This is a genomic window from Pantoea sp. SM3640, from assembly GCF_015654165.1.
In the GTDB taxonomy this organism is placed as follows: Bacteria; Pseudomonadota; Gammaproteobacteria; order Enterobacterales; family Enterobacteriaceae; genus Pantoea; species Pantoea vagans.
In genome coordinates this window covers 2,359,749-2,377,527 of record NZ_CP064872.1, presented here as the reverse complement: position 1 = coordinate 2,377,527, position 17,779 = coordinate 2,359,749, and the positions used below count along the sequence as shown (strand labels likewise).

General features: G+C 53.5%; 19 protein-coding genes. 7 read left to right on the top strand and 12 right to left on the bottom strand.

All coding sequences use genetic code 11. The annotated features are described in order from the left end of the window. Window positions 1-11 precede the first annotated feature (11 nt). A complete protein-coding gene (locus IV493_RS11035) occupies window positions 12-155 on the top strand; it encodes a hypothetical protein (protein WP_010246429.1) in 144 nt (47 codons plus the stop codon). A 40-nt stretch (window positions 156-195) separates the two neighbouring features. Continuing rightward, window positions 196-369 carry a hypothetical protein gene (locus tag IV493_RS11030; protein WP_013357414.1) on the top strand — a complete coding sequence of 58 codons (174 nt, stop codon included), beginning with the start codon at window positions 196-198 and terminating at the stop codon, window positions 367-369. On the opposite strand, the gene IV493_RS11025 is transcribed toward IV493_RS11030, so the two are convergent. Further along, on the bottom strand, window positions 357-1,520 hold the full coding sequence (locus IV493_RS11025; protein ID WP_061062140.1) for a hypothetical protein: 1,164 nt from the start codon (window positions 1,518-1,520) through the stop codon (window positions 357-359). The genes IV493_RS11030 and IV493_RS11025 overlap by 13 nt on opposite strands. A 155-nt stretch (window positions 1,521-1,675) precedes the next feature. Here IV493_RS11025 and IV493_RS11020 point away from each other — a divergent pair, with 155 nt between their 5' ends. After that, a complete protein-coding gene (locus IV493_RS11020; RefSeq protein WP_110331680.1) occupies window positions 1,676-3,136 on the top strand; it encodes a phospholipase D family protein in 1,461 nt (486 codons plus the stop codon). Between the two features lie 168 nt (window positions 3,137-3,304). Here IV493_RS11020 and mdoC read toward each other — a convergent pair whose 3' ends face one another. Then, on the bottom strand, window positions 3,305-4,447 hold the full coding sequence (mdoC, locus tag IV493_RS11015; RefSeq protein WP_013357417.1) for a glucans biosynthesis protein MdoC: 1,143 nt from the start codon (window positions 4,445-4,447) through the stop codon (window positions 3,305-3,307). 268 nt (window positions 4,448-4,715) lie between these two features. On the opposite strand from mdoC, the gene IV493_RS11010 reads away from it, so the two are divergent. From IV493_RS11010 to IV493_RS11000, 3 genes are all read left to right on the top strand, one after another. Then, complete coding sequence (locus tag IV493_RS11010) at window positions 4,716-6,251, top strand: glucan biosynthesis protein G (RefSeq protein ID WP_195858180.1); 1,536 nt, start codon at window positions 4,716-4,718, stop codon at window positions 6,249-6,251. Then, a complete protein-coding gene (gene mdoH / locus IV493_RS11005) occupies window positions 6,244-8,796 on the top strand; it encodes a glucans biosynthesis glucosyltransferase MdoH (protein WP_041456749.1) in 2,553 nt (850 codons plus the stop codon). The genes IV493_RS11010 and mdoH overlap by 8 nt, the downstream gene beginning before the upstream one ends. A 157-nt stretch (window positions 8,797-8,953) precedes the next feature. Then, the gene (locus IV493_RS11000) at window positions 8,954-9,166 is read left to right on the top strand and encodes a YceK/YidQ family lipoprotein (protein WP_161733850.1); all 213 of its coding nucleotides are present in this window, start codon (window positions 8,954-8,956) and stop codon (window positions 9,164-9,166) included. On the opposite strand, the gene IV493_RS10995 is transcribed toward IV493_RS11000, so the two are convergent. The 3 genes from IV493_RS10995 to IV493_RS10990 form a co-directional block, all read right to left on the bottom strand. Further along, complete coding sequence (locus IV493_RS10995; RefSeq protein WP_013357421.1) at window positions 9,157-9,558, bottom strand: MysB family protein; 402 nt, start codon at window positions 9,556-9,558, stop codon at window positions 9,157-9,159. The genes IV493_RS11000 and IV493_RS10995 overlap by 10 nt on opposite strands. A gap of 130 nt (window positions 9,559-9,688) precedes the next feature. Continuing rightward, on the bottom strand, window positions 9,689-9,955 hold the full coding sequence (locus tag IV493_RS18565) for a hypothetical protein (protein WP_041457193.1): 267 nt from the start codon (window positions 9,953-9,955) through the stop codon (window positions 9,689-9,691). A 539-nt stretch (window positions 9,956-10,494) separates the two neighbouring features. After that, complete coding sequence (locus tag IV493_RS10990) at window positions 10,495-11,418, bottom strand: Kdo(2)-lipid IV(A) acyltransferase (RefSeq protein ID WP_013357422.1); 924 nt, start codon at window positions 11,416-11,418, stop codon at window positions 10,495-10,497. Window positions 11,419-11,671: 253 nt separating this feature from the next. Here IV493_RS10990 and IV493_RS10985 point away from each other — a divergent pair, with 253 nt between their 5' ends. Then, a complete protein-coding gene (locus IV493_RS10985) occupies window positions 11,672-12,721 on the top strand; it encodes a rhodanese-related sulfurtransferase (protein WP_195857141.1) in 1,050 nt (349 codons plus the stop codon). Window positions 12,722-12,760: 39 nt separating this feature from the next. Here the strand turns inward: IV493_RS10985 and IV493_RS10980 are convergent, their stop codons facing one another. The 7 genes from IV493_RS10980 to pyrC form a co-directional block, all read right to left on the bottom strand. After that, window positions 12,761-13,336 (bottom strand): YceI family protein, encoded by a 576-nt coding sequence (locus IV493_RS10980; RefSeq protein ID WP_195857140.1) that lies wholly within the window; start codon window positions 13,334-13,336, stop codon window positions 12,761-12,763. 1 nt (window position 13,337) lies between these two features. Beyond that, window positions 13,338-13,913 (bottom strand): cytochrome b, encoded by a 576-nt coding sequence (locus IV493_RS10975; RefSeq protein ID WP_147788402.1) that lies wholly within the window; start codon window positions 13,911-13,913, stop codon window positions 13,338-13,340. Window positions 13,914-14,198: 285 nt separating this feature from the next. Further along, on the bottom strand, window positions 14,199-15,311 hold the full coding sequence (solA, locus tag IV493_RS10970; RefSeq protein ID WP_013357426.1) for an N-methyl-L-tryptophan oxidase: 1,113 nt from the start codon (window positions 15,309-15,311) through the stop codon (window positions 14,199-14,201). A gap of 94 nt (window positions 15,312-15,405) precedes the next feature. Further along, window positions 15,406-15,660, bottom strand: a complete 255-nt coding sequence (gene bssS / locus IV493_RS10965; protein WP_013357427.1) for a biofilm formation regulator BssS — start codon at window positions 15,658-15,660, stop codon at window positions 15,406-15,408. Between the two features lie 246 nt (window positions 15,661-15,906). Then, the gene (locus IV493_RS10960; protein WP_013357428.1) at window positions 15,907-16,179 is read right to left on the bottom strand and encodes a hypothetical protein; all 273 of its coding nucleotides are present in this window, start codon (window positions 16,177-16,179) and stop codon (window positions 15,907-15,909) included. Between the two features lie 145 nt (window positions 16,180-16,324). Beyond that, the gene (dinI, locus tag IV493_RS10955) at window positions 16,325-16,570 is read right to left on the bottom strand and encodes a DNA damage-inducible protein I (RefSeq protein ID WP_003849907.1); all 246 of its coding nucleotides are present in this window, start codon (window positions 16,568-16,570) and stop codon (window positions 16,325-16,327) included. 62 nt (window positions 16,571-16,632) lie between these two features. Next, the gene (pyrC, locus tag IV493_RS10950) at window positions 16,633-17,676 is read right to left on the bottom strand and encodes a dihydroorotase (protein ID WP_195857139.1); all 1,044 of its coding nucleotides are present in this window, start codon (window positions 17,674-17,676) and stop codon (window positions 16,633-16,635) included. Window positions 17,677-17,779 lie beyond the last annotated feature (103 nt).

Genomic DNA, 17,779 nt, shown 5'->3' with positions numbered 1-17,779 from the left:
ACAGGATAGTTATGTCTTTGCCCTTGCCGCCCGACGATCACGATGAGCCGATTCGCCAGTCACTTGACGATGCGCACTTTGCGATAGTGGTGCTTGCGGTGACCTCGGTAACGCTTATAATCTTTGTGCTGATGATTACGCTCTGGATGAGCTGACGCAGACAGGGGATCCAACGGACTGAATAAGGAGAAGGCGATGGACTCCGGAGATGATAAATTAATCGCAATTATCGGTTTACTGGCTGCCTGCCTGATCGGGGTGACCTTCCTGTTTACGATGGTCTGGCTTACCGACGTTCGTCATCCTGCCGACCCCACGCTCGACGTTCAGTCCTGTCACCCCAAAAAGTCACCGTCTCAGCCTGTCTGATTACGCGTCGCAAACTTAATCTGCTGACTGCGCAACACCAGCGCTAACGCCTCATGCAGGTTCCGGTTGCCATTGGGATCGGCTAATCCCAGCAGCGGACCTGGCGAACGTCGGTCATCGGCCCAGGCGGGATATTCCACCACCGGATAGAGCGATATCCCCTCCACCGCAATGCCCTGATCCAGCGCCACCGCCACATTTTCACTGATCTCCTGTAGCCAGGGCGCACGTGCATCACCTTCTGCGCCGGTTTCGGCAATCAGCATCGGACGCCGGAAGCGTTGCCAGCACTGCGCCAGCAGAATATGCAGCGGCTCGCGCACCGGATCATCTTGTGACATTGGCTGATTGGGGAAAAACCAGTGGTTGTCGGGATAGTAGTTCAGGCCCAGAATATCCAGGCAATCTTCACTGCCGCCTAACTCCTTATCAACGCGGCCAGCCAGCATATCCCAGGCTTCAAACTGCGCCTGGTGATGCGCATCGGCATAAGGCTTGCTGTCCGGGTTATCAGGATGATGGGCAATCTGAACCAGCGGGTCGGTCAGCACAAAGCGTGCCTCCGGATAGACGTCGCGAATCGCATGAATCGCCGCCAGCGAGGCGCGGACCAGCTGGCGCTTCAGCTCTTTACCACGCTGTGCGGCATGGGGATTAAACCAGGCGACATCCGCACCGGCCCACGACCAGAATGAGATTTGATTCACCGGCGTAAAAAAGGGGCGCTCAATGCCCTGGTCGCGCATCAGTTGCGCCATCGCGCGGGCGAACCGGCTAAAATGATCAACAAATTCGGCTTTCCAGATATTAAGATGATCGGGATAACCAAAGTGCGCCAGCTCCCAGATGATCTCCATCTGCTGACGTCGTGCGGCGTCAACCATGGGCAGAAAGCTCTGCCAGTCATACTGACCGGGAATCTTTTCAATCAGATGCCAGCGCGCACCGTCGCGGGCGGTCAGCAGATGCTGCTCAGCCAGCGCGGCATAATCTTTTTCCAGCAGCATATCGTGTCCGCTGCTGATCACCATATCCAGACGTTTCCCTGGCGTACGGCAGGCGGTGGAGCAGGGGAAACTTCCCTGGAAAAAGCTGCGAAACAGGCTGGGATGGTAGCGCTGGCGGGCATCTGTAAGGGATTGATGAGACATATTCCTCTCCTGCCGGACAAATGCCGGTCACAGATCGTCCGGTTAAGTCTAGACTAAAAAACGCCCGCGACCGCTCACTCAATCGGAGCAGAGGTATGGCGTCAGACGCCGGGCCGGGGAATAATAAAAATAACTGCATTTTACAGGGAATTTTCATGACCGAAGCGTTTGAGCTCTCGCAGCCATCAGAACAGACCAGCTGGCTGGAAACACGGCTGGAGCCTCAGTGTCAGCGCCATCCAGGGCTGAGCGGTGTCCATCAGCTGAGCGACGGGCTGGATGCCTTTGCTGCCCGCTATCTGCTGATGCAGAAAGCGGAGCGTTCACTCGATATTCAGTATTACATCTGGCAAAACGATCTCTCTGGCCGGCTGCTGTTCAGCGCTGTACTGGAAGCAGCCCGGCGCGGCGTGAAGGTACGGCTGTTGCTGGATGACAATAATACGCCGGGTCTGGACGAGACGCTGGCCCAGCTTAATCGCCATCCCAATATTGAGGTCCGGCTGTTTAACCCATTTTCGTTTCGCACGCTGCGAGCGCTGGGCTATCTCACTGATTTTGCCCGTCTGAACCGCCGCATGCACAACAAAAGCTTTACGGTGGATGGCGTGACGACCGTGGTCGGCGGGCGCAATATCGGCGACGAATATTTCGGCACCGGTAATGAACCGCTGTTTGCCGATCTCGACGTGATGGCGATTGGCCCGGTGGTGAAAGAGGTTGCAGAGGATTTTGAGCGCTACTGGCACAGTAAGCCGGTGTCCCCGCTGCAGAAGGTGCTGGATGACGAGGCGCCGGAAGAGGACAGTGTGAGTCTGCCAGCAGAATGGCGTCACAGTGAACCGGTGCAGCGCTACCTGCAGCGGCTGGAAAATTCATCGCTGCTGCAGGAGCTGGAAGAGGGGACGCTGGCGCTGACCTGGGCAAAAGCGCGCCTGCTGAGTGACGATCCGCGTAAAGGGCTGGGTAAAGCACGCGCCAGAAGCCTGCTGCCGCAGCGGATGCTGGAGGTGATTGGCACGCCACAACAGCAGTTCGACATCATCTCGGCCTACTTTGTGCCAACCCGCGCAGGTGTCGCCCAGCTGCTGGCGCTGAAGCGCAAAGGGGTGAAAATTGCCATTCTGACCAACTCGCTGGCGGCCAACGATGTGTCGATTGTTCATGCCGGTTACGCTAAATGGCGCAAAAAGCTGCTGCGCCACGGCATTGCGCTTTATGAGCTGAAACCGCAGGCGGGCGTCCCTGAAGCCCCGCACGACCGGGGCTTAACCGGTAATTCTGGCTCCAGCCTGCATGCCAAAACCTTTTCGGTGGACCAAAAAACGTTGTTTATCGGCTCGTTTAACTTCGATCCCCGTTCAGCCGTGCTGAATACCGAGATGGGACTGGTTATCGAGAGTGCGGCGCTGGCCGGAGAAACGCATCAACGTTTCAGCCAGTCGATGCGCGATCGGGCATGGACACTGCGGCTGGATAAGTGGGGACGGGTAAACTGGCTGGAGTATCCGGATGAGCCGCAGCAGATCGTGCACAAGCACGAACCGGGCTGCTCTTGGTGGCAACGGCTTCAGGTGCGGTTAGTGTGGCGACTGCCGATTGAGTGGCTGCTGTAAGATCCAGGATGGACCCTGCGCGGGCTCAGGGAGCATACGCCCTTCGCAAAGACGCAAAACCCGCCATCCATGGCGGGCTCAGCGCGGGCCATCCCTGGCCCGCTATGCTTTGCTACTGGCGTTTGCTCCCATCGCTTTAATTTTTTGTGCTGTCTGTATATAACACCATCAATTCCCTTGTCCGGCCTGTTTGCGCTCAAACTTCCCGGAGAACAGGAACCGCAGCAGCGGGATGCGCAGGTGAATCTCATACAGCAGAAACGCGATGCCAAACACCATCAACAGGCCAACGAAGAAGCCCAGCGTGTTATTTTCGATGCGCGGCGTGACATAAATGCCATACAGCAGCGTCAGCGGATGGTGCACCAGGTAGATAAACAGCGATGCATTGACCAGATACATGATGCGCGGTGAATGCGCGTTCAGCAGTTTGTGACCAAAGCAGAAGCAGACGTTCAGCATGCAGAGGCCCATCAGCGTCGTGATGATCGCATCCAGCTCATATAACCAGCCATCGCCGCTGCTCAGTCGCTGATTGGTACAGTAGGCGACAAACATCAACACCGCGCCAATCCACATCACCGGATTAAACCGTACAAACAGCTGCTTCAGCGGTGGATGCTTCCACGCCAGCGCCCCGAGCATAAAGAATGGCAGATAGAAAAGTGTCTGCATCACAACAATGCTGAACAAACCATCCATCAGCCAGGCGGGCTGAAACATAAACACCAGACGGCGGAACACGCACCACACCAGCGCCCACGCCAGCATGCCAGCGGTCAGTGCACCCCAGCCAACCCGTGTGTAATCAATGGTGCGATGCTGATCGCGCAACCAGCGGAACGTCACCATGCCCAGCGTAGTCAGCATCACCAGCACCACCAGGAACCACAGGTGTGAAATCAGCTCCCACATCAGGTTATTAAACTTCTGATACGGCGTGAAACGCGGCCAGTCAGCCAGTTTATCTGTCCACGCTTTCAGCATGAAAAATTGCGGCAGCGTGAGCAGCGGAACGGCGGTGAGAAGCGGTATCCCCACGCGTTCCAGTCGCACCTTCAGGAAACGGCGTGGCTGATAGCGCAGATATAGCATGTAGGAGAAATAGCCCGAGATGACAAAAAAGACCTGCATGCGAAACGCATGGATAAAATCATTCAGCAGCGTCAGCCATAACGAGGCCTCCTGGCTGTTTACTGCCCATTTCTGTGCTGAGTAGATGAGGGAAACGTGAAACGGCACCCCCAGTAACATCAGATATGCGCGGATGGAGTCGAGGAAGTATTCACGTTCAGGTTTTACAGTACTCATAAAGTTCCAGTTCGTTAGTACGTTTGGCCAGTTTCACCCTGAAACCGGATTATGCTCTGCCAGAATTCTACCTGGGATAAACCGGGTATACTATCAGTGGAATCCGTAGTGTCTAATTGTCCTAAAAGTAGCGTTAAGCCTGACGAAATGCGGGAACAATGTTGCGCATAAGCTGTCGGAAAACCGAATAATCCTTTAAGATAAACGGGTTTGATTTAAGCACACGAAAGGGGGGGATGTGCTGACTAAAGAAAAAAATAAAGCCGGACTGATGAAGGTACGCTGGATTGGTACTGCGGTTCTGCTGGCGTTGTACGCTAATAACAGTTGGGCGTTTAACATCGATGATGTTGCAAAACAAGCCAAAGCGTTGGCAGGGAAAAGCTTCGAAGCGCCTAAAAGCAATTTACCCTCTCAATTTCGTGAAATGAAATTTGCTGATTATCAGCAGATCCAGTTTAACCACGATAAAGCGTATTGGGGCAAACTGCGCACGCCATTCAAGCTGGAGTTCTATCATCAGGGTATGTACTTCGATACCCCGGTGCAGATTAACGAAGTGACCGCCAGCGCGGTGCGCGAGATTAAATACAACCCCGATTATTTTAATTTCGGTAATGTAAAACATGACGCGGATGCGGTGAAAAACCTCGGTTTTGCCGGTTTCAAAGTGCTTTACCCTCTTAACAACAAGGGTAAAAACGATGAGATCTCCAGCTTCCTGGGTGCCAGCTACTTCCGGGTGATCGGTGCCGGTCAGGTTTATGGCCTGTCGGCGCGTGGACTCGCCATCGATACGGCACTGCCGTCCGGTGAAGAGTTCCCGCGTTTCAAAGAGTTCTGGATTCAGCGTCCTAAACCACAGGACAAACAGCTGGTGATCTATGCACTGCTCGATTCGCCGCGCGCGGCGGGTGCGTATCGCTTTGTGCTGCATCCGGGTGAGGCGTCAACCGTTGATGTGCAGTCAAAAGTTTACCTGCGTGATAACGTCGGCAAACTGGGTATTGCGCCGCTGACCAGTATGTTCCTGTTTGGTCAGAATCAGCCATCCACGGTGAACAACTTCCGTCCGGCACTGCACGACTCGGACGGTCTCTCCATCCACAATGGCAACGGGGAGTGGATTTGGCGTCCGCTGAATAACCCGCGTCATCTGGCGGTGAGCACTTACACCATCGAAAATCCAAAAGGTTTTGGTCTGCTGCAGCGCGGGCGTGACTTTAACAACTATCAGGATCTTGATGACCGCTATGACCTGCGTCCAAGCGGCTGGGTTGAGCCAATCGGCGACTGGGGTAAAGGCCGGGTTGAACTGGTTGAAATCCCGACGGCAGACGAAACCAACGACAACATCGTTGCGTTCTGGACGCCAGAGACACTGCCAGAGCCTGGCAAAGAGATGAACTTCAAATACCGTCTGCATTTCTCGCGCGACGAAAACCAGCTGCACTCCGATGATACGGCCTGGGTCAAAAATACCCTCCGTTCAGCGGGTGACGTGAAGCAGTCTAATCTCGTGCGTCAGCCGGATGGCACCGTGGCTTTCACCATCGACTTCGTGGGTAAAGACATGAGTAAGATGGCGGAAAACAGCCAGGTGGCCCCGCAGGTCAGCGTCGGCAAAAATGCCGATGTGGTTGAGCAGAGCGTACGTTATAACCCGGTCACCAAAGGCTGGCGTCTGGTGTTGCGTCTGCGTGTGAAAGATACCAAGCAGTCCACCGAAATGCGTGCGGCCCTGGTAAGCGGCGACAAGACATTGACGGAAACCTGGAGCTATCAGTTACCTGCCAATGAATAAATCCACTTTTACACCTCAACGTTATGTGGAATCTCTGCCGCTGGATGCGGCAGGGAAGGCCCGCCTGAGCGTCTCATTGCAGAATGCCGGCGAGTTCCACTTCATCCATGATGCGCTGGGCAGGGATGTCGCAGCCAGTGATCGTCCCGACGATGCGCCGTTAAAATCGGTCTCATCGCGGGTCGAAATGGCCTGGCCCGATTCGCTGGCTGACGGCCAGCAGTTAGGTAAAGATTATCTCGACCGCACCACGCTGAAAGCGATGCCGAAGGTCAAACGCTCACTGATGTTCCCGGAAGCCTGGCGTACCAACCCGGTTGCCCGTGCCTGGGACTCACTGCGTGGACACAAATCGGTGCCGCGTTATGCCAATGCGGAAGAGCAGCGTGCCGAAGAGAAGTGGCGTCATGTCGGTTCGATTCGCCGCTACATCCTGCTGATCCTGACCATTTTCCAGACCGTGGTCGCCACCTGGTACATGAAGAGCATTCTGCCCTATCAGGGCTGGACGCTGCTGGACCCGATGGAGATGATCAATCAGAACTGGCAGCAGTCGGTGATGCAGATCCTGCCCTATGTGTTGCAGACCGGCATCCTGTTCCTGTTCGCTATCCTGTTCTGCTGGGTTTCAGCCGGTTTCTGGACCGCCCTGATGGGCTTCCTGCAGCTGTTGATTGGCCGTGACAAATACAGTATCTCGTATTCAACGGTCGGAGATGAGCCGCTGAATCCGGAACATCGTACCGCGCTGATTATGCCGATCTGTAATGAAGACGTTGAACGTGTCTATGCGGGTCTGCGTGCAACCTGGGAATCCGTGGTTCGCACCGGGAACGCTGAACATTTTGACGTCTACATTCTCAGCGACAGTTACGATGCGGATATCGCCATTGCCGAGCAGAAAGCCTGGATGGAACTGGTGCGGGATGTTGGCGGGGCGGGCAAGATCTTCTATCGCCGCCGTCGTCGTCGTGTGAAGCGTAAAAGCGGTAACATCGATGACTTCTGCCGTCGCTGGGGTAGCAACTACAGCTACATGGTCGTACTGGATGCCGATAGCGTCATGAGCGGTGAGTGTCTGACCGGTCTGGTGCGCATGATGGACGCGAATCCGAATGCCGGTATCATCCAGTCGTCGCCGAAAGCCTCAGGTATGGATACGCTCTATGCGCGCTGTCAGCAGTTCGCTACCCGCGTCTACGGTCCGTTGTTTACTGCCGGTCTGCACTTCTGGCAGCTGGGCGAGTCTCACTACTGGGGCCATAACGCCATTATCCGCGTGAAACCCTTTATTGAGCACTGTGCGCTGGCCCCGTTACCGGGTGAAGGCTCCTTTGCCGGTTCGATCATGTCGCATGACTTCGTTGAAGCCGCGCTGATGCGTCGTGCAGGCTGGGGCGTCTGGATTGCTTATGACCTGCCGGGCTCTTATGAAGAGCTGCCACCGAACCTGCTGGATGAGCTGAAGCGTGACCGCCGCTGGTGTCATGGTAACCTGATGAACTTCCGCCTGTTCCTGGTAAAAGGGATGCACCCGGTTCACCGTGCGGTATTCCTGACCGGTGTCATGTCCTATCTGTCGGCTCCGCTGTGGTTCATGTTCCTGGCGCTCTCCACTGCCTTACAGGTGGTGCATACGCTGATGGAACCGACCTACTTCCTGCAACCCAGACAGCTGTTCCCGGTCTGGCCGCAGTGGCGTCCTGAGCTGGCGATAGCGCTGTTCTCAACCACGATGGTGCTGCTGTTCCTGCCGAAGATGCTGAGTGTGGTGTTGATCTGGTTTAAAGGATCGAAGGCCTACGGTGGTCCGCTGCGCCTGCTGGCATCACTGGTGCTGGAAACGCTGTTCTCGGTGCTGCTGGCACCGGTGCGCATGCTGTTCCATACAGTGTTCGTCGTCAGTGCTTTCCTTGGCTGGGAAGTGGTGTGGAACTCACCGCAGCGTGATGACGATGCCACTCCATGGAGCGAGGCGTTTAAACGTCACGGTTCGCAAATGGCATTAGGTCTGGTGTGGGCAACTGGTATGGGACTGCTGGATCTTAACTTCCTGTGGTGGCTGGCTCCGATTGTCTTCTCACTGATCCTGTCGCCGTTTGTTTCGGTGATGTCGAGTCGCTCAACCCTGGGGATTAAGAGCAAGAAAGCCAAATTGTTCCTGATCCCGGAAGAGTACTCGCCGCCGCAGGAGCTGGTCGATACCGATCGCTATGTGCTGCTGAACCGCGAACGCGCGCTGGAAAATGGCTTTATGCATGCCCTGTTCCATCCCGCCTTCAACGCGCTGGCAACGGCACTGGCGACATCGCGTCATAAGCAGAGTCAGTTACTGGACTATGCGCGTGACCGCCGTGTGGATCAGGCGCTGAGCGATGCTCCGGATAAACTGGGTCGTGAACAGCGTCTGCAGTTGATCAGCGATCCGGTGGTGCTGGCCCGTGTTCACACCCGACTTTGGGAAAATGCGGACAAGTATCATCAGTGGGTAGAGAGTTATCAGAAACTTAACCTCAACCCGAACGCGCTGGCAAAAAACGCGTAATCTGAAAAAGCGGCAGCGATGCCGCTTTTTTTATCGGATTAAAACAGCGTCAGGATGATAAATTGAGTGCTGGACGCTACCGCAGGTAGCGCGTGACGACTTCAACGGCTGTTCAGGGCGGATATCAGTGGTGAAAGGGTTATTAAAGACAGGCGTTATCGTTGCGGCTGTGCTCTGTTTAAGCGGATGCGGCAGTATTATCAGCCGTACCGTGCCCGGACAGGGGCACGGTAATCAATATTATCCCGGCGTGCAGTGGGATGTGCGTGACAGCGGGTGGCGGGTACTGACTATCCTTGATCTGCCGCTGTCCCTGGTGATGGACACCCTATTGTTACCGGTGGATGCCAGTCACGGTCCTTACGAATAACTGCGATCGGAGTCGCTGTTATCATCCTCCCACTCTTGTGCCGCTGCTTCACCCTCTTCGGTGTCAAGCGGCGGCTCCAGCTGGAATTCGCCATCATCCCACTCGTGCAGCGTATTTTCCGCCAGCCACTCCTGACGCAGCTCCACTTCATCAAAGTCAGCATCAAAAATAGCCTGTGCGCCTTCACCGCTGCGGAAAGGCAGACATTCACCCGCATCACCTTCATCTGCCAGGAACTCAGCCTGCCACATGATATCGCCGTCCTGCATCACATATTTCTGCAGACCAAACTGACCGATTGAGGCTTCTTCTTCATCCACTTCAGGGTTGTTAGCGAGAAACTCCTCACGTGCAGCATCAATCGCTTCCTCTAACGTACTGTACATGCTCATCGCTCTTCTCCTTACGGGTTCATTAACTACGGATTGTTTTGATTTCAGTGAAGGATAGACGAAATCTGAGGGAGGGAAAGGGCAGGGCGGTGCAACTGGCGGGAAATAAGCCATTTCCCGCCAGCCAGGGTCAGATCATCTTTTGCGGGAAGTGCAGAACAGGTTGAACAGACTCATGAATCACCGGTGCGGAGTAGCGGATACAACATTTTATACAGGGCTTCACTTTCTTAAAATTAATTCTGGCGATCGAAAGTGCCTGACTCAGATTATATAGTGTGCCGATAAATATCAGCTCGTCTTTATCTGGCAGGCGTTTGCACCCCTTTCGATGCAGAAAATGATAGTTGTCCTGATCGGTGCTGATAGTAACGTAATAGTAGAGACCTTTGTTCATATAATCTGTCCCGTTAGAGGTTGCTGTGTATTGTCTTTTTATAATTTTAGTCAGGTCCATTAAAGGTCTGACTGTTACAAATGAAATTACCGATAAGCATAAACGACTACAAATTCCATAACGATCTATCAGCACGTTAAAAAAAAGCAAAATGGAATATAAGCCAAATTAACCAAGTAATTGATTGTAAAATAAGTTAATTTTTATCTATTCATAAGCGCGGAGATACCATTAAGGCTGGCTAAATAGGATTAGGCCTGGAATACGGAATAAATAGCGCCAGATGAAATTAAACCGAGATCGATGCAATATTAATTAATAAAAAGCTAAAGTGCGCGCGCAGCGCTTTCCGGTAAAGGAATGGGTTAGCGAGTTTAACGGTAAACAGAAAGAAATTATATTCCGTCTATAGTCCCATACTCATCACTGGCACTGAAATATGGCTGAAAGGATTCTTCTGTGATGAGCGACTGATTTATTTAGCTGGATGTCGGGTCAGAAACGCGCTAAATGCCTGGCGGACATTTAGCGCGAACTGATTAATAACGTGAAGGCTCGCCTTCGGGGCGCGTTTTAAAGCGGCGGTGGAGCCACATGTACTGTTCGGGGGCCAGCAGGACGCCCTCTTCGACCACTTTATTCATTCTGGCGGCGGTCACTTCATCGCTTTCCAGCGTAAATTCGGCGCTGATGTCAGGCAGTATCATCAGTTCATAACCACGTCCGCCGGGCAGACGACGTGGCACGAAGGGGATAACCGCCGGTTTGCCGGTGCGGATCAGCAGATGAGTGCCCACCGTCGTGGCTGCTTTTTCCACGGCAAAAAAGGGCACAAAGACGCTGCTACGCGGGCCATAATCGTGATCGGGTGCGTACCAGATGATGTCACCGTTCTTCAGTGCACGGATCATGCCTTTGAGATCTTTGCGGTCGATCATGCTTTTATTCGACCGCATCCGGCCTTTTACCTGCAGCCAGTCGATCAGTTTGTTGTCATTAGGACGATAGACGCCAATGCCAGGATTATGGATGCCAAACATGCGTGCACCAATCTCCAGTGTCAGAAAGTGCATGCCAATGAGCAGTACGCCACGCTGACTATCGCGCGCCTGCTGGATATGCTCCAGTCCCGAAGGCTTATGCCATTTGTTGATGCGCCAGTCCGGCCAGAACCACGCCATACCGGTCTCAATCAATCCCATGCCGACTGATTCGAAATTGTGCTTAACCATCGCTTCGCGTTCATTAACCGGCATATCCGGAAATGTTAATTCCAGATTACGTCGGGCTATATTGACGCGGCGCTTCATAAAACGCATCCCAATACGACCAATATTGCAGCCGAGCACATAAAGCAGGGGATAAGGAAGTAGCACCAAAAGATAAAGAGAAGCGACACCCAGCCAGGTCAGCCAATAGCGCGGGTGAAGCAGTTCTCGTGAAAACTGAGGCAACTGAGTCATGTGAAGGTTAATTTTCCTGCGTCGCGCACCATTCAGTGCTGATATCTCATTGATTTACGCCATTGTGCCAGTTTTTATCGTGCGTATAAATATCACTGACAGAACAGGCTACTGTAGGCTGATGTTAAATAACCAGATAGTGCCGGAAAAAACAGCAATCCGCGCATAATTCCGAGACTGGCCTTTGCATCCCGGTGAAATCAGGTATCATGTGCCCGCTAAATTTCTCCTATTGATAACAGGAAAGAACACCATGCCAGTGTTACATAACCTCGTTTCCAATAAAGAGCTAAAGGCGCGCATGCTGGCTGAAACCGAGCCGCGCACTACTGTCTCTTTTTATAAATATTTCCAGATTGCCGACCCTAAAGCCTTCCGCGATGCGCTCTACCTTGGCCTGACGTCACTCAAAGTCTTTGGCCGCGTCTATGTCGCGCATGAAGGCATCAATGCGCAGATCAGCGTGCCCGCCAGTCAGTATGAAAAGATGAAAGCGTGGCTGTATGGCTTTGACCCGGCGCTCAACAACCTGCGCATGAACATTGCGCTGGATGACGATGGAAAATCATTCTGGGTGCTGCGTCTTAAAGTGCGCGACCGCATTGTGGCGGACGGTATTGAAGACGACAGCTTTGATGCCAGCGACGTGGGTCAGTATCTTAAAGCGGCAGAAGTTAACGCCATGCTGGACGATCCTAACGCCCTGTTCGTTGACATGCGTAACCACTACGAATATGAAGTGGGTCGCTTCGATAATGCACTGGAAGTACCTGCTGATACCTTCCGCGATCAGCTGCCGATGGCGGTTGATATGTTGCAGGATCAGAAAGACAAAAAGATCGTCATGTACTGCACCGGCGGGATCCGCTGTGAAAAGGCGAGCGCCTGGATGCGGCATAACGGCTTCGAGGATGTCTACCACATTGAAGGCGGCATCATCGAGTATGCCCGACGCGCCCGTGAACAGGGATTACCGGTTCGCTTCAAAGGCAAAAACTTTGTGTTTGATGAGCGGATGGGGGAGCGGATCTCTGACGACGTGCTGTCGAACTGTCATCAGTGCGGCGAACCCTGTGATACCCATGTCAATTGCGTGAATGACGGCTGTCATCTGCTGTTTATCCAGTGCAAAAGCTGCGCAGAGAAGTTTGAGAACTGCTGTAGCCCGATCTGTCAGGAAGAAGCAAAACTCTCACCGGAGGAGCAGCGCGCTCGCCGGGCGGGACGTGAGAATGGCAACAAGATCTTTAACAAGTCGCGTGGCCTGTTAAACATGACTATTCCGTCGCCAGTGAAGAAATAAGCGTGGCCGCCTGAAGTGAACTTCAGGCGGCTTGCTGTTTTACTGGCGCACACCTTCAACCGAGATCATCAGCTCAACCTTCTGCGAAGCTGGCCCCAGATCTTTGGTAATATTAAAATCTTTCAGTGTAATTTCGCCTTCGGCTTCAAAGCCTGCGCGGTAGCCGCCCCACGGATCTTTGCCTTCACCCAGCATTTTCGCCTCCAGCGTCACCGGTTTAGTCACGCCATTCAGCGTGAGATCGCCGGTAATCTTTAGCTCGTCACCCTCTTTCTTCACTGCTGTAGATTTGAACGTTGCCTGCGGGTTTTTGCTGCTGTTCAGGAAGTCAGCGCTACGCAGGTGCTTGTCACGCTCCGCATGATTGGTGTCAACGCTACTGGTGTTAATGGTCACGTCAACTTTATCTGCGGCCGGGTTCTTCTCATCGAAGGTGAAGCTGCCGTCAAAATCTTTGAAGGTGCCGTAGAGCCAACTGTAACCCAGATGCTGGATACGGAACTGAATAAAGGCGTGCTGGCCCTCTTTATCAATCTTATAGTCCGCGGCATTGGCAGTCATTGAACCGAGCAGCAGGCTGGCACCGGTCATCGCCAGCAGGGTCTTCTTAAACATATTATTTATCCTTTTCAGAGGGAGAGGGGAGACGTAAACCTGACATCCGTTTTAGGGTGATATCGCGATCGATAAGGTGATGCTTAAGCGCAGCCAGACCATGCAGTACCGACAGGACCACAACCGTCCAGGCTAGCCAGAGATGAATGTCGCCTGCCAGGTCTGCCTGTTCGCCTGCGCCGCTGAACAGCGCGGGCAGCGTAAACCAGTTAAATACGGCGATCGGTTTGCCATCGGCGGTGGAGATCAGATAGCCACTGATCAGAATGGCCAGCAACAGGGTATAAAGGAGCAGGTGCGCCACTACCGAACTGATGCGCACCAGCGGGGAATAGCTGCTCAGCGGCTTTGGCGGCGGGGAAATAACGCGCCACAGCAGGCGAAGGATCAGTGTCAGCAACAGGATGACGCCAATACTTTTATGGATTTCCGGTGCATCGTGGTACCAGCTGTCGTAATAGCCGAGACCCACCATCCAGAGTCCCAGTGCAAACATGGCATAAATCGCCAGCGCCATTGACCAGTGTAGTAGCACAGCAACCAGTCCAAACTGATGAGGTGTATTACGTAATAACATAATGTGGTTTTCATGAAGAAATAATCTGAAATAAGCATCCACATTATGAAATATAAAAGCAATCGACCTTACGCTTCTATAAATTTTAATTTCCGGGATGAAAAGGTTGAATAAAACTGCGGTGAAATGACCAGTATTACTGAATGAGATATTTCTGGCGGGTTAGTCGTCAACGTTAATTAACGATATGGGCGAAATATAAATCACCATTATGTCAGTAAGATTCATTTTTCGTCAGATTATGTCAACAGGGCGGCATCAGACTGATGCCACCCGTTATCAGAGTCAGAAACGCGAGAGGCGGAAGGGGGACAAATCAAAGGAGAACGGTTTTTGCTGTGCGAATTCCGCAGCAAGCTCGCCTAACACGCTGGCAAATTTAAAACCATGTCCGCTGAGTCCAGTGATTAACAGGCGGTCAGGTTCACCCGGCAGGGTATCGATAATAAAGTCTTCGTCCGGGCTGAAATCGTAGCTGCAGGCTTCGCCATGCAGACAGACGCCGACGCCAGGTAAAAACTGACGGAGAAAACCAAAGGCCTCACTGCCGTCCGCCGCTACCGCGCCAAAAGGTTTACGATCTTCAGGCTGCTGCATCAGCTGACCGCCATCATGGCGACCTACCTTCAGTGCGTTATTATCCGCTGGAAAGCCGTAAAACTGGCTGCCATCTGCCATTTCAACCGTAAAGCCGGGAAACTTATTATTCTCGCTGTAGCGGCCATCTGCCTGATACCAGGCAAATACTTTGCGGGTAGGGGCAACCGGCAGGCCAGGGATTAATTTGCCGACCCAGGTGCCAGCGCTTATCAGCATTTTGCGGCCCCGATAGATGCCATCCAGAGTGGTGACCTGCTGCAGGTCGCCATCACGACCAATCTCTGAGACCGGGCAGTTAAACAGCTGCGCACAGCCCGCCTGTTCCGCCAGCTGGATCCAGCTCCGAACCGCCTGTTCACATTTCAGAAAGCCGGACTGCGGCTCAAAGACGCCCAGATAACCCTCTGGCACGTTGATTTGCGGCCAGCGCTTACGCACGTCATCGGGCTGCATCACTTCGATATTGAGCTGCCAGCGGCTCGCGCTGTCGATAACGTTCCGGATAAAGGGGGAGTGGTCAGGTGCAAGGTTAAGTACGCCGCTGCGGTGCATGATGCGCTCACCGGCGCGCTGTTCCAGCTCATCCCACAGCGTCTGCGCCCGCAGAACCAGCGGAACATAACGTTCGCCTTCACCATACGCGTGACGAATCAGCCGGCTCTCGCCATGATGCGTTCCCTGATTGTGGGGAGGATGGGCGCTGTCGATCATTAATACCGATAAACCCGCCTGGGTAGCATAGTAGCCAGCCGCCGCGCCCACTGAGCCGCTGCCGACGACGATAAGATCATAAATCATGATAACGACACTCTAAGAGTCACATAATCAAAAGCATACCAGAAACAGAAACGAAAAAGGCACCCCTGAGGGCGCCTCTTTGATGCGGCAGAAATTAATGCTTATTGAGGAGTCGTTCTGGTTGCTCGGCTGATTCTATCTTGGCGATGCCTGCTTCGAGGATCGAGATAAACTGCCTTGCCACATCCGTTGTCAGCCAGTAGGTCGGGCCAACATCCGCTTCTTCTTCTTTTTGATCCTGCGACGACAGCGAGTGCAGGCGGATCATCATGGCGTCATAGCTATCAACGGTACTGATGTCCCAGCCCACCAGTGGATGGGTCTGGATAACGTCTTTTCTTCTGTCCATTATAACCTCCTTATTACTCGTTAAACGAAGTGCATGATGAGGTTCAATGCGGCTTTTTTATTCCGATAGCGAAACAATTATAACAGTAAACCCGGGTATCACTGTTTAAAAAATGCCGTGAGCCAGCTTCTCACAGAATATTTGCGTTTGAAAGGAGGGCGTTGAAAAATAAAATGCCTGACGGGCAGGCATTTTTATCACTGTTCAATGGGCATGCAAAAAGCGGGTTAAGCCGCGTGAACGGGCTTAAAGTGCCGGGGTTTCCGGCACGATGCCGCCGCCACGTTTTTGCAGTGTTTCTGCCAGACGGGCAAAGTGCTGCTGAAGCTGCTCATCATGGTTTTGATTTTGGGCTTCCAGCGACAGATTGTGCACCAGCAACTGACTGGCACGATCGTCAAGACAGAAAATCAGACTGGAAAAGGCATTTTCCAGCACCGTTAAACGACGCTGCTGATCACCAATCAGTGCTAACAACTCACCAAAGGTCATCGCCTCTTCCGGTTTATCAGTAGTCATGGTGTCGCACCTCCTGTTATGCGTGACGAGCGCAAGGATAGGGCATTGATCATTAAGAGTCTAGATGCAGAGAGGGGGAAGTGCGAGAGGGGAGAAAAGATAAAAAAACCGGGTGGCGACACCCGGAAAAAAAGCACAGTGGCGGTTAATCAGTAATGAACCAGTCGTCAGCGCTTTCCCACGTCTGCTGCAGGATTTCGCTGATCTGGTCGCGCGTCTCTTTTCCACCGCCCAGCACGCTGAGATTGTTAGCACTGGCGTAACGTACCTTGACGTGATTGGTCGAGTCAGGGAACTGTTCGTCGATGCGGCGCGATAATTCATCGCTTAACGCTTCTATCGCGCCAGCAGGAAGAGGTCGGGTATTGGATACGGTAATTTCAACGCGCATAATAGCCTCCGGTTAAGATGCTGTATATATTTACAGTATTGGTGGTCCGGAGGCAAGTAAAATTATGCGATGCGCCAGTTCAGCGTTTCACCGGCCAGGAACGGCACCAGTGAGTGGCTGCCGAGCGCAATTGACTCCGGCACCTGCCACGGCTCACGCACCAGCGTGATCGTCCCCTCATTCAGTGGCAGACCGTAAAAACGCGGGCCATTTTCAGAACAGAACGCTTCAAAATGTTCCAGCGCATTCAGCTCTTCAAAAACGGTGGCGTAGGCGGGCAACGACGTCGGCGCATTAAAAACGCCCGCACAGCCGCAGCTGGCCTCTTTAAGATGACGCAGATGCGGCGCGGTATCGGTGCCAAGGAAGAAGCGTGGATTCCCGCTCGCTACCACTTTACGCAGCGCTTCCTGATGCACGTTGCGCTTAAGGATGGGCAGGCAGTAGAGGTGCGGGCGAATTCCGCCCACCAGCATATGGTTGCGGTTAAACATCAGATGCTGCGGGGTAATGGTTGCGCCCAGCGTCTCACCGGCATCAGCAACATATTCAGCGGCGTCCTGCGTCGTAATGTGCTCCATCACCACTTTCAGTGCCGGAAACTGGCTGCGGAGCGGCACCATCACGGTTTCGATAAAGCGGGCTTCGCGGTCAAAAATGTCGATATGTGCATCAGTCACTTCACCATGGATCAGCAGTGGCATACCGAGCGTCTGCATCCGATCCAGCACGCGGGCAATCGACGCGATATTGGTCACGCCATGACTGGAGTTGGTGGTAGCGTGCGCCGGATAGAGCTTCGCCGCGGTGAACAGACCGGCGGTGAAACCGCGCTCAAGCTCATCAGGATCCAGCGAGTCGGTCAGGTAGCAGGTCATCAGCGGCGTAAAGGCGTGATCGGCGGGCAGTGCCGCCAGAATGCGATCACGGTATGCTTCACCGTCCGCCACGCTGGTTACCGGCGGCACCAGGTTTGGCATCACAATGGCACGACCATTCACCGCGCTGGTATAGGGCAGGACCGTTTTGAGCATCTCATCATCCCGAAGATGAATATGCCAGTCGTCAGGGCGACGCAGGGTAAGTTGCTGAGGTTGTGCTGTCATCAGTGAAGCTCCGGCAGAAAGGAAACAAAAGGCGTGTTTTGGCCGGGGTCTAAGCATAAGGATTCAGGCAACCGTTTGCACCTGCTTTTTATGCCGCCAGAGA